Raw genomic sequence first — 11,920 nt, forward strand, 5'->3', positions numbered from 1 at the left:
GTTGGGCGGGGGCGCGCGTAGGGCCTCCACGGGGGTTTGGGTGGGCGCAACCCCCCCCCGCCCCCGCAGTTCCTGGGGGGGGGGGGGGGGGCGCGGCCGGGGGGGGGGGGGCCCGGGGGGCCCCCCGCCCCTCCCTTCTGTCTATGTGAAGAAGACCAGCTCCGCCTCCGTCACCCCGCTCAGCTCGTACCGGGTCCCGGCGAGCGGCCGGTTCCCGTAGAGCCGCATCAGGGTCGCCGCGTCCCCGACGTACACCGCATCCGCGTCCCCCGTCCCCTCATCCGCCCCGAGCCGTACCGTCCCCCGGTCCCCCAACTCGGCCCGCAGAGCAGCCGACTTGCGCACCCGCGTCAGATGCGCCAGCAGCTCCAGCGCGGGCCCCACGCTCCTCCCTCCGTACGCCCCGCCCACCCGCCACGCGTCCCGCACGTCCCCCGCATGCACCCACTCCCCGAACGCGATCGCATCCCACGTGCCGTCCTCCCGCCCCGCCATCACGGCCCCCGCCTCGCCGAACCCCCAGTCCAGCTCGTCGATCAGCCGCGCCAGGGGCCAGTCCGCCCGCTCCGCGATGTCGCGCTCATTGGTCTCCGGCGAGAAGGCGCCCTCCTCGAACCGCCCCGTGAGCACCCGGTCCAGCGCCGCCGAACAGTGCGCGACCACATGCCGCACCGTCCACCCGGGACAACAGGTCCGCACCGCGAAGTGCTCATCGGTGGCCCGTGACCTCAACAGCCTGACGAACGCCTCCTGTTCGGCCAGCAGCAACCGCTCCGGAAGCCGCGCGTCCCGCACTCCTGCACCCTCATCAGCCGTACGCGTCATACGAGTCATGCACCCACGCTAAAGCCGGTCGGTCCTTGATCACCGTGTCCCGCGCCAGCTTCGGTGATAACCATCGGCTATGGACGCACACACCCGAGACCTGCGCTATTTCCTCGCCGTGGCAGCGGAGTTGAGCTTCGCGCGCGCCGCCGAGTCCCTCTTCGTCCCGCAACCGGCCCTCAGCAAACAGATACGCCACCTCGAACGGGCCCTGGGAGCCGACCTGTTCTTCCGCGACCGCCGTGAAATACGCCTGACCCCGGCAGGCAGGACACTGCTCCCGTACGCCCAACAAACCCTCACCTCCTGGCAGTCGGGCGCGGAAGCCCTGGCCGCGCTCCGCCCGGCGAGCGCGGCCGCCCTGCGCATCGGCATGAGCGCCGGTCCGGGGCGCGGCGGGCTGCTCCCGGCGATCCGCTCCCGTTTCACGGCCGAGCACCCGGAGGTGTCCCCCTCACTCCGCCAGGTCGACCGGTCGGACCCGACGGCGGGCCTCGCCGACGGCACCAGCGACCTGGCCTTCGTCTGGCTCCCGCTCCCCGAACCGTCCCGCTACGCCCACCTGGTGCTGGCCGAGGAACCCCGCCTGGTCGCCCTCCCCACGACCCACCCCCTGGCGGACCGCATCGCGATCGACTTCGCGGACCTCCTCCACGAGCCCTTCCTCGCCCTCCCGCCCTCGGCCGGCCCGCTCCGCGACTACTGGCTGGCGACCGACGCCCGCAACGGCACGCCCCCGAGGATCGGTGCGGTGGTGGCAGGCCCCGACGAGACGTACGAAGCACTGGTGGCGGGCAAGGGCGTGGCCCTGGTCGCCACCGGCAACACCCATCTCCCCCTCCTGCACGGCGACGTGATCACGGTCCCCGTCATGGGCGTCACCCCGTCCCGCTTCGCCCTGGCCTGGCGCAGGGACGACACGCGCCCGCTGGTCCGCGCGTACGCGAGGGCGGCGCGGCTCTCGGGGGGCAGCAGGGCGGCACCCTAGGGACGGGGTACGCGGTCACGGCCGGGGTGCGCGTCCACAGCCCCGGGGCACGCACCCGCTCGCACGGCCGACGCGGGCTCCCGCTCCCGCTCCCGCTCCTGCTCCCGCCGGTCCGCCCCGGCCACCTGGCCGGTCAGCAGCCGCAGCGCGTCCGTCGATGCCGTGTCGTTCGGGGTATACACCTCCAGCCGGTGGTCGGGGCTCTCCGGCTGGAGCCACACCTGGTAGTCGACGTCGAGCCCGCCCACCGTCGGATGCCGCATCCGCATGTTCCCCACGGTGCAGTCGGCCACGTCCCCCTTGGCCCAGAGCTTCGCGAACTCCGCACTGCGCATGGCGAGTTCTCCGATCAGCTCGGCCAGCCGGGCGTCACCCGGGTGCCGCCCCGCAGTGAGCCTCAGGTAGGCCACGTGGGTGCGGGCCAGCGCGTCCCAGTTGCCGTACAGGTCCCGGGTCAGGGGGTCGAGGAAGAACATCCGGGGCACGGACGGCCGCCGCGCGAGGTCCCGCGGCGCGTCGAAGTCGACGTGTTCCGCGACGAGGGCGTGCCCGGTGCGGTTCCAGGCCAGTACGTCGCCGCGGCGACCGAGGACGACGGCCGGAGCGGACTCCCCGAGGAACGCCAGCAGCGACAGCACTCGTGCGTGCGGCTTCTCAGGGCGGGGACGTACCGGACGTGAAGTGGCGGACTTCCGGGCGAGGTTGTGCAGATGCGCCGTCTCGACCCGGTCGAGCCGGAGCACACCGGCGAGCGCGTCGAGGACCTGCCCGGAGGCCGTTCCGGCCTGCCCCTGCTCCAGCCGCGTGTAGTACCCGGCGCTCACCCCCGCGAGCTGGGCGAGTTCCTCGCGGCGAAGCCCCGGCACGCGGCGGGTGGTTCCGTACGTGCGCAGCCCGGCGTCGGCGGGTGTGACGCGGTCGCGACGGTTCTTGAGGTATGCCCCGAGGCTCTCCGGTTCCATGACGTCGAGCGTAGATCGAACACGACCGGAACGCCCCGGCCCCGCCTACCCCTGCGAGGTGTACCCACGGCACGGGGATGGCTGCCGTACGGGCCCGCCAGCAGGCTCTCCCCCATGAACAAGCGACGACCGAACAAGCGACAGCCGAACAAGCAACAGCAGCAGAACAGGCAACGACCGAGCAACCAACACCCTCCCCGCTCCCCCTGGCTCGGCCTCCTGGTGGTGCTTGGCCCCGTACTCCTGGTCGCGATGGACGGTTCGGTCCTCTTCCTGGCGATGCCCACGGTCTCCGAAGCGCTCTCGCCCACCGCCGACCAGGCACTCTGGATCCTGGACGTGTACGGATTCGCCGTCGGCTCGCTGCTGGTCGCGTTCGGCAACATCGGCGACCGCTACGGCCGGCTGAAGCTCCTCCTGGCCGGCACGGCGCTCTTCGGCCTGGCATCGGCGGCAGCGGCCCTCTCCACCACCCCCGAACTCCTCATCGCCTCGCGGGCGTTGATGGGAATCGCGGGCGCCACGCTCCTCCCCTCCGCCCTGGCCGTACTCAGTGAACTCTTCACCGACCCGCGCGAACGCACCAAGGCGATCGGCATCTTCGCCGCGACGTTCGCCGCCGGTTTCGCGGTCGGCCCGGTGGTCGGCGGACAGCTCCTCAACAGCTTCTGGTGGGGGTCGGTCTTCCTGATCAACCTCCCCGTGGTCGCGGCCTTCCTGGCCCTGGCGCCGCTCCTGCTCCGCGAGGTACGCACCACCCGCCCCGGCCGCGTCGACGCACCGAGCATCGTGCTCTCCGCCGCAGGGCTCCTCTTCACGGTCTACGCGATCAAGCACACGGCGGCGGAGGGCCCGGCCGCCGCCCCGCTGGCGATCGGGGCCGTCGGCACCCTCGCCCTCTCCCTCTTCGTACGCCGTCAACTCCGCCTGGAATTCCCCCTGATCGACTTCCGCCTCTTCCGCGACCGGGTCTTCACGATCGCCGCCATCACCGGCCTGCTCCCGCTCGCCGCCTGGTCGGCGGCGGCCTACCTCGGCGGGATCTACCTCCAGTCCGTCCTGGGCCTGACCGTCCTGCAGGCGGCGCTCACCGCCCTGCCGGGCGCCGCCGTACTGACCGTCACCTGCATCGTCACCCCGGCTCTCGTCTCCCGGATCGGCACCAAGGCCGCCCTGGTCACCTGCCACTTCCTGATCACCGGCGGCCTGCTGCTCCTCCTGGCCACGACCGTCACGTCCGGTGTCGCTTGGTACATCGCGTCCACCGTCGTCGCCGGCATCGGGTACGGAATCTCCTTCGCCGTGGTCGCGGACACCGCCATCGCAGCGGTTCCCGCAGAACGCGCCGGGTCCGCGGCCGCCATCGCCGAAACCAGCAACGAGATCGGCAACGCCCTCGGCATCGCGCTCCTCGGCTCCCTGGCCGCCCTGATCTTCCGCCTCCAGGGCCCGGACGCCGCAGCCACACTCGACGAAACCCTGAACCTCCCCGGCCTGACGGACACGCTCGCCACCGACGCGAAGTCGGCCTTCGTCACAGGCCTGCACGCGGCGGCACTGGTCGCAGCACTGCTGCACGCGGCCTTGGGCACGTTCGCCGTACGCCACCTGCCGAAGAGGCTGCCGGCCGAGAACAACTCAACACCGGAAGAAGCATTCAGCCCGTCCGGCGCTTGAGGACGGGCAACTTCAGCCCGTCCGGCGTTTGAGGACGCGCGGCGCAGCCGTGCACCGGGCGCAGCCCGGGACATCAGCCCCACCGGCACCAGCCGTAAACCGTCTTTGCCCCGCGGCCAGCGCCACGCGGCGGAGCCGCAAATGTCACAGCGGGAAGGGGCGGGGAGGGGCCCAATCCGCGAAGCGGCCCACCCACCCGCACCGGTGCAACGCCCCCTCAGCCCCCCAGCCCCCAGCCCTCAGCCCCACCACCCCACCGCCCCGTCACACTGGTCCCATGACGCCGACGCCCAGCGACACCCCCGACACCCCCGACCTGCACCGCCGCTGGTCAGCCACCATCCAAGCCACCCGCCCCACAACCCGGGAAGCCCAGGAGGGGCAAGGAGCCCCAGACCCCACCCCGTACGCCATCAACCTCCTCACCCGCTGGTCAGAACCCCAACGCCACTACCACACCCCCACCCACCTGGCCGCGGTCCTCACCCACCTCGACACCCTCGCCGCCCACGCCGCCGACCCGGACCTGGTCCGCCTGGCCGCGTGGTTCCACGATGCGGTCTACCACCCGGAACGCGACACCAACGAGGACCGCTCCGCCCGCCTCGCCGAACGCGCCCTCCCCGAACTCGGCCTCCCCGCCACCGCCACCGCGGAGGTCGCCCGCCTGGTCCGCCTCACCATCACCCACGACCCGGCCCCCGACGACACCAACGGCGAGGCCCTCTGCGACGCGGACCTGGCAATCCTCGCCGCGCCCCCGGAGACGTACGCCGCCTACGCCTCCGCCGTACGCGACGAGTACGCCTTCGTCCCGGACCCGGACTTCCGCAAGGGCCGAGCAGCGGTCCTCGCCCAACTCCTCGCTCTCCCCCGCCTGTTCCGCACCCCCCACGGCACGAAGCACTGGGAGACGCCCGCCCGCCACAACCTCACCACGGAGCTGACCCTGCTCTCCGCATAGCCGTACGGCCCACCGGGTGAAGACACCAGGTAGGCCGTACGCGAATGAGCATGGCGGGCCCTCCGGTTCAGAAGGCGTGCGCCATCAGCTCCGCGAACAGCTCGTGCTCGTCGACATCGAGGCCCCGCGAGCGGAACCAGCCGCAGATGTTGGCGCAGTCGCGCTGGAGGAAGTTCATCCCGTTGAGGTTGCCGACGAGGTCGACGATCTGTGGCAGGTCGATGATGACCAGCCGCTCGCCCGCCGCCAGGATGTTGTACGCCGAGAGGTCGCCGTGCACGAGGCCGTTCTGCACCAGCGTCGCGAGCGCGTCGGTGAGCTGCTCGAAGTACGACGCCAGCAGCTCGGGCGAGGGGCGGACCTGGGCGAGCCGGGGCGCGGTCCCGACGGTGCCGTCCTCGTCCACGACGGTGATCCACTCCATCAGGATCTCGGTGCCGTCGATCTGGACGGGGTAGGGCACCGGCAGCCCGAGGTTCCAGAGCCGCACCAGCGCACCCCACTCGGACACCGCCCACTCGCCCGCCGCGACCTGCTTGCCGAAGGTGCTCTTCCGCTTGACCGCCCGCTCGTCACGTGAGCGCTTCATCGAGCGCCCCTCGGTGTACGACGCGGCGCGGTGGAAGCTCCGGTGCTCGGGAGAGCGGTACCGCTTGGCCGCCATGACCACGCCGGTGCCGGGGGCGAGCGGGTCGGCGCGCTCGACGAGGTGGACGTCGGCCTCTTTGCCGGTCTTGAGGACGCCGAGCTCGGTGTCGATCGCGCCCTGCGAGGTCACCACCCAGTCCGGGAGCGGCTCGGGGCCCCGGCTGAGGGGTTCGACGCTGAGCCAGGTCGACCAGCGCTGGCCGTCCTCAAGGTCGTCGTACGTACGGAAGTCGAAGACGAACCGGTCGTCGACGCCGCCCCGGTCGTCCGTCGACGGGACGCGGCGGTGGGCGTCGCTCCTGAAGCCGTCAGGAAAGGCCGGGCTCTGAGAATGCTGAGGGTGCTGCAGGTACTGCGAGAGATCGTCGTGAGACATCGCTGAAGGTGCTCCATGAGGCGAGAGGAAGGCGGTCTGCGGGCAGGCCGAGGACAGTCGTGGTCACCGTCGTGCCTCCTCTCGTGAAGCACCGGGCAGCTCCCGGCGTCGCGCCCATGATGAAGGTCGGACACGGGGACCGGCAACCGAATAAAGACCCACCCCGTGCCGAGCACCCGGACAGTCCCGCGGGCTTCGGCACAACCCTCCGCACCGGGCCCGTCCGGGCCCTGGGCCGATTCGCTACCGGCCGACCCAGGTACCCGATCGACCCCCGACGCCCAGCGCGAGCGGGACGGGAGCCCCGTACCTCCCCAGGAGGGCAACGACGGCGCCGACCGTGCTGCACCACGACATCCGGGACAGCTACTCCGTCCGCACCGGGCAGCTCCACGGCCGGACCGTCCTCGACGTGCGCACCACCCGGGACCTGTCACGCTGCGACCGCGACTTCCTGCTGCAGGTTCTGCTCATTGCCATCCGGCAACCGAGCGGCCGCCACCTGGACCGACGTGCTCCCGCTCATCCGGCAGCGAGCCGCGAGCCAACAGTCGTCCCTGGCCCGCTACTCCCTCCCCGGAAACAAAACGAAGACCTCCGCCCCACGCTCCTCACGAGCACGGACCAGCGGGCCTGACGGAGTCCTGCTAGTGATGCCACGGCAACCGCACCGGCTCCACCGGAACCCGCCCAGCCATCAACTCACCCACCAACTCCGCCAACCCGAACGGATGTACGGTCTCCGCCGTCTCCCTCAACTCCTCGACCGTCCACCACCGATGCCCGGCATGGTGATCCCGCTCGACCGCCACCAACCCGCTCGCGTCCACCTCGTACGCACCCACCTGGCACTGAAAGAACACGTCACGGAACTCCCCGACCGCCCACCCCAGATCGGCATGCCCGGCGGTCTCCGCAACGACCCCGCCCAACGCCTCAGCAGCAACAACCAACCCGGTCTCCTCCCCCAACTCCCGTGCAGCCGCCTCCGCCAAGCTCTCCCCGCTCTCCACACCTCCACCGGGCACACACCACCCGTACCCGCCCCCGTGTCCCTCCCCGAACTCCCGGAACCGGAACAGCAACACCCGCCCCTCGCCGTCCCTCACCAACACCCGTGCGGACTCCCGCCGCGCTACCTCCTGTTGCTCACTCATACCCACAGCCTAGGAACCCGCGCCCCCCATCACGGCATGCTCATCCAATGGCCAATACCGGTGTATCCGCCGGGCTTTGAAGTTCCGTGCGACAGACGGATTCGCCTAGTGTGCTGCCAAAGGATCAACATCCACAGGGTGAAGGAAGGACAAGGGCATGGACCCCGAGCGCCCCGATGCCCCCAAGTTCGGCAGCAGCACCCCCGACTTGGCTTCAAGCCCCAGCCAGAAGAAGGCCGCTGCCAATGCGATTGAGAGACATCTGCAGCCCGACACGTCCAAGGACGGCAAGGCAGCCGCAGACGCCACTAACGCTGCAGTGCGCGAGTTCAGCGGCAAGGACGGCCACGGCTGGGACACCTCGGCAGCCCTGAAGAAGGCGCACGAGACCTGGGGGAAACAGGTCAAAACGCTGATCGATCGATTGGCCACGGAGAAGTACGCCCTTCGCGACACATCGGGTCTTCTTCGTAATCAGGACGTTGGTATCGGGACACAGATTCGACCGCGGTCACCGTTCGACAAGTTCTAGCCAGATCATCGCCGCACCTGAGGGACACATGCCGACCTACCACGAAGTCATGACCACGGATCTGGGAAAGCTCACCACTGCGGCGGCCAAGTGGAGCAGCATGGCTGAGTCGTTCAGGAAACTGGCGGATCGCTACCGAAGAGATGTACACGGCATCTCGCTGGGCCCTTCCTGGGTGGGGCTCAGCGCACAAGCCGCGAACAGCAGATTTGACGTCACGCTGAAGGAATTCCAAGGAGCTCAAGCAGAGGCGAAGGCAATCGCCACCGCCCTGACTGATGCACATACACAACTGGTGGGAATTCAGAAGAGGCTCAAGGCTGCGCGTGCGGACGCAATCCGAGCCGGCATGTCGGTATCAGAACAAGGCCATGTCTCCTACGACTACGAGCGCCTGGGCCAGAGCGAAAGAAGCACCATCCAACACGACCCCGACCTTCAGGAAGGCGTACGCAAGGCAATAGCTTCATGGACTGCGCACATCACCCAGGCGGTCCAAGCAGCGACTGATGCCGACGACGGGATCAGAATTGCTCTCGACAGCCTCACTCGCGACACCAACTTCTTGGACGGCACGGTCAACGGGTTCAACAGGAATCCTTCACCCAGCGGATACCCCTCATTCGAAGAAGCCGGTAAAGCAGAGCAGATCCCGAAAGACCGCGCGAAGATCTTGGAATGGTGGAAGTCGCTCGCCCCTGCAACCCGGGCGGTCCTCCTGCAGGAGAAGGGTGACGAGTTGAAGCGCTCGGGGATTCTGGACCCTGCCTACAAATGGAAACCTGCGGATGAAGGGGCCGGAGAATTCAACTCGGAAGATCCGACCCCTAGCGACCTCGGTTACCTGGCACTGGCACAGAGCATTTCAGCAGCAGGCGATATCACTGGCGAGACCGCTGCCTCCCGAAACATGGAGCACTATCTCAGGGCCACCGGGGACCCACTCGAAGTAGACGTGGATAAAATGCTGAACGACAACCCCGAGTACCGGTCCAATGCAGTGCAGACGCACATTACTTCCCAACAGGAGGAATGGAAGAAGCAAGCCCTGGATGAGTACCGAAAGGCGGGCGGCGACAGACCAGTAGTAATTCCTGTCGAGTCCGAGAAGTTCGGAAACAATGAACTAAACTCTGGTGAATGGTTTCACGCGATCGGCTCTCACCAGCAAAACGTTTCCGGAATGGTGACAGTAACTCCGGACGGGAATCGGGAGCCCAAGGTCTCGCTCGACTACCAAGTCAATATCTGGGATCGCTACAATTGGGACGAAGGAAAGCAGACGGAGTTCCCTGGGGGAATCACGATTGAAGACAAGGAGATGGCCCGCCTGCACAAGGTAGGATTCGCCCAAGAATTCGACATGCGCGGCAGCAGCTCTGTGTTCCATCACGATCTCGGTGGTGACACATCACCACAAATTCCCTCAGGTGAATCCGGCCGAGAGGGAACACGGGGCGATGTTTCCCGAGGCGACGAGGAGAACCGATGAATCCCACACCTGCGGCTTCCTGCAAAAAGCGGCCAAGCACTATCGCCGGTCTCACATCATCAATCGCCCTTCTCGCCGCAGTCACTCTGACTGCATGCTCCGCACAGAGCTCCGGAAGCCCTATTACCCGTGGCACAGATCCACATTGGCTGAAGGGTGCAGGAAGCAAGGAAGTCTCGACCGCGATGAAAATTGATGTACCAAGCGGGGCTTCCGAAGTGAAGGGTGCTGTACGCGTTAATCCCCGAGAGGACGATTATCTCCTGTCCTTTATCACCACACAGGACACAGCGGAGAAAATCGCCCGCGATCTGAATCCTGACAAACCACTGGGCCCAGCACGCAAGGGGAGGTCGACGAAGGACCTCTTCGGACACGTCGGGCTGGCCGCCCCCGAGTCACTGGAAAGGGTGCAGTGGGCCGGGGTTTGCCCACTCTGCACGGACTCGACCCGGAGCTCGCTCCAGTGGATCGAGATCTATGTAGCCCCCTTGCCCGATCACCGAGCCCGCGTCTACCTACAGGCCTTCTGACCGGCCGACCCACTGACCCCAGCAAAAGAGACCGCCGCAAGCCGAAGCTCACCCCCGTACCCAACTCCCAGCCCCGAAGCCCGCTTTGAAGTTCACCCTCCTGCTGGGACCGCCGTCGGGAACACCACCGGCCCGTCATGGCCCGCGAGCTCGGGTGAGATCATGACCGGGTGTCCATGATCTTGCGTCGCGCCGCCGCCGTCATCATCCTGCTTGCCGGGATCACCCTCGGTTTCTGGGTCGTGTTCGGTTCGCCCCACGACTGGTCGGGCGGCATGCGGCTGCTCAAGTTGGCCCTGGGGCTGACGTCCGTATGCGTGATCACCGCCAGCACCTGGCTGATGTTCCCCGGCTCTCCCGACGAGAGCGACGAGGCCGACGCGTCGGCCGCCCCGGTGGTGGGCCCGCTGAACGCCCTGTAGGCCGCGCGGGCGCCACAACCACCGCGGGAACGTGCCAGGTACACGCGCGTCCCCGCTGCAGGCCTGTTGATCGAGTTGGCCCCTCTGATACCAGCCGGCCCGCCGCTACCCCTCCATCGCCGCACGCTCCTCCGCGCTCCGCAGCACGCAGAATTCGTTCCCCTCGGGGTCGGCGAACACGACCCACCCGCTCCCGTCCGGCTTGCGTCGGTCGTCCAGGAGGTTCGCGCCGAGCGCCACGTATCGCGCCACCTCGTCGTCCCGCCGCCCGTCCGGCTGGAGGCACAGGTGCACCGGGTTCTTGGCGGTCTTTCCGACGCCGCCGGGCTTCCGTTCCGGGACCTCCGCGAAGAACAGATGCAGCCCGCCGGGCATCATGACCCGCGCCGTCGAGTCCCCCGGCCGGTCCGCCTCGTCCATCGGGTGTCCGACCACCCGGCTCCAGAACTCCGCCAGTCGGTACGCATCCCCACAGTCGAAGTTGACGTTGAACACGCTCGCGCTCATCGACCCCCACCTTCCTCGTCTCCGCAATGGCGAACACCCTTGCACAGGAGGGGTCATGGGCGTCGATGACGATGTGGTGCAGCGAGACGGGCATGTCGGGTCCGCCACGTACGTACCCTGCTTCGGGTCCGTGTCGGTGGGAGCGGGGCTGGTTCTCAGCCGGCCAGGCGTTCCACCAGCAAGAAGACGCCGATGGCGATCATCATGACACCGCTGATGCGGGTGACGGCCCGGGCGGCCGACGGCCTGGTCGTCAGGACCGTACGGGCGAGGACGCCGACGGCGAGGTAGACGACGGCGCACGCGGTCAGGTGCATCGTGCTGAGCAGACCGGTCTGCACGGCAACCGGCCAGCCGTCACCGGTATCGGTGTCGATGAACTGCGGAAACAGGGAGAAGTACAGCAGCAGCGCCTTCGGGTTCAGACCGCTTATCCCGATCCCCTTGAGCATGACCTGCATGCGGGAGGCGTCCGCGTTCCCTCCGGCGGCCGCCGGTACCGCGGACTGCCTCAGAACGCCCCAGCCCAGCCACAGCAGGTAACCGGCGCCTGCCACGGTCAGGGCGGTGAGCACGGCCGGCGAGCTCGCCACGATCACCGCCAGACCCGCGACGGCCACCAGCGCGTAAGCCGCATGTCCGGCGACCAGCCCCGTGACTGCGGGTGCGACCGAGCGCCCCCGCAGTCCGGCGGAAATCGCGTAGGCCCAGTCCGCGCCGGGGGTGAACACCAGCAGCAGATCCACTGCCAGGAATGCCGCCAGCGTCGTCGTATCCATCGATCGTTCCCTCTCGCACTTCTTGATCCAGAGGGAAGGCTAGGCCGGATATGCCCGA

General features: G+C 68.5%; 12 protein-coding genes. 6 read left to right on the forward strand and 6 right to left on the reverse strand.

Going from position 1 to position 11,920, the window contains the following annotated elements:
• Positions 1 to 141: 141 nt before the first annotated feature.
• On the reverse strand, positions 142 to 834 hold the full coding sequence (locus ACH4SP_RS40480) for a maleylpyruvate isomerase family mycothiol-dependent enzyme (RefSeq protein ID WP_398423168.1): 693 nt from the start codon (positions 832 to 834) through the stop codon (positions 142 to 144).
• A 70-nt stretch (positions 835 to 904) separates the two neighbouring features.
• Here ACH4SP_RS40480 and ACH4SP_RS40485 point away from each other — a divergent pair, with 70 nt between their 5' ends.
• On the forward strand, positions 905 to 1,813 hold the full coding sequence (locus ACH4SP_RS40485; protein ID WP_398423171.1) for a LysR family transcriptional regulator: 909 nt from the start codon (positions 905 to 907) through the stop codon (positions 1,811 to 1,813).
• On the opposite strand, the gene ACH4SP_RS40490 is transcribed toward ACH4SP_RS40485, so the two are convergent.
• Entirely contained in the window at positions 1,810 to 2,775 is a 966-nt protein-coding gene (locus tag ACH4SP_RS40490; RefSeq protein ID WP_398423173.1) for a helix-turn-helix transcriptional regulator, read from the reverse strand. The two genes, ACH4SP_RS40485 and ACH4SP_RS40490, sit on opposite strands and share 4 nt — an antisense overlap.
• 252 nt (positions 2,776 to 3,027) lie before the next feature.
• On the opposite strand from ACH4SP_RS40490, the gene ACH4SP_RS40495 reads away from it, so the two are divergent.
• Both ACH4SP_RS40495 and ACH4SP_RS40500 read left to right on the forward strand, forming a co-directional pair.
• Positions 3,028 to 4,452, forward strand: a complete 1,425-nt coding sequence (locus ACH4SP_RS40495; RefSeq protein ID WP_398423487.1) for an MFS transporter — start codon at positions 3,028 to 3,030, stop codon at positions 4,450 to 4,452.
• 277 nt (positions 4,453 to 4,729) lie between these two features.
• Positions 4,730 to 5,416: a hypothetical protein gene (locus ACH4SP_RS40500; RefSeq protein ID WP_398423175.1), complete on the forward strand. Its 687-nt coding sequence runs from the start codon at positions 4,730 to 4,732 to the stop codon at positions 5,414 to 5,416.
• A gap of 67 nt (positions 5,417 to 5,483) precedes the next feature.
• Here ACH4SP_RS40500 and ACH4SP_RS40505 read toward each other — a convergent pair whose 3' ends face one another.
• Positions 5,484 to 6,440: a serine protein kinase RIO gene (locus ACH4SP_RS40505; protein ID WP_398423177.1), complete on the reverse strand. Its 957-nt coding sequence runs from the start codon at positions 6,438 to 6,440 to the stop codon at positions 5,484 to 5,486.
• Positions 6,441 to 7,087: 647 nt separating this feature from the next.
• Complete coding sequence (locus ACH4SP_RS40510) at positions 7,088 to 7,597, reverse strand: NUDIX hydrolase (protein WP_398423180.1); 510 nt, start codon at positions 7,595 to 7,597, stop codon at positions 7,088 to 7,090.
• A gap of 157 nt (positions 7,598 to 7,754) precedes the next feature.
• Here ACH4SP_RS40510 and ACH4SP_RS40515 point away from each other — a divergent pair, with 157 nt between their 5' ends.
• The 3 genes from ACH4SP_RS40515 to ACH4SP_RS40525 all read left to right on the forward strand — a co-directional run bounded on the left by ACH4SP_RS40515 (position 7,755) and on the right by ACH4SP_RS40525 (position 10,576).
• Complete coding sequence (locus tag ACH4SP_RS40515; RefSeq protein ID WP_398423182.1) at positions 7,755 to 8,129, forward strand: hypothetical protein; 375 nt, start codon at positions 7,755 to 7,757, stop codon at positions 8,127 to 8,129.
• Between the two features lie 49 nt (positions 8,130 to 8,178).
• Positions 8,179 to 9,621, forward strand: coding sequence for a WXG100 family type VII secretion target (locus tag ACH4SP_RS40520; RefSeq protein WP_398423184.1), 1,443 nt, complete (start codon positions 8,179 to 8,181; stop codon positions 9,619 to 9,621).
• A gap of 703 nt (positions 9,622 to 10,324) precedes the next feature.
• Positions 10,325 to 10,576: a hypothetical protein gene (locus ACH4SP_RS40525; protein WP_398423186.1), complete on the forward strand. Its 252-nt coding sequence runs from the start codon at positions 10,325 to 10,327 to the stop codon at positions 10,574 to 10,576.
• A 105-nt stretch (positions 10,577 to 10,681) separates the two neighbouring features.
• On the opposite strand, the gene ACH4SP_RS40530 is transcribed toward ACH4SP_RS40525, so the two are convergent.
• Both ACH4SP_RS40530 and ACH4SP_RS40535 read right to left on the reverse strand, forming a co-directional pair.
• A complete protein-coding gene (locus ACH4SP_RS40530) occupies positions 10,682 to 11,083 on the reverse strand; it encodes a VOC family protein (RefSeq protein ID WP_398423188.1) in 402 nt (133 codons plus the stop codon).
• 155 nt (positions 11,084 to 11,238) lie between these two features.
• The gene (locus ACH4SP_RS40535) at positions 11,239 to 11,862 is read right to left on the reverse strand and encodes a LysE family translocator (RefSeq protein ID WP_398423190.1); all 624 of its coding nucleotides are present in this window, start codon (positions 11,860 to 11,862) and stop codon (positions 11,239 to 11,241) included.
• Positions 11,863 to 11,920 lie beyond the last annotated feature (58 nt).

Origin of the sequence: Streptomyces sp. NPDC021093, assembly GCF_044333135.1 — a bacterium.
Classification (GTDB): domain Bacteria; phylum Actinomycetota; class Actinomycetes; order Streptomycetales; family Streptomycetaceae; genus Streptomyces.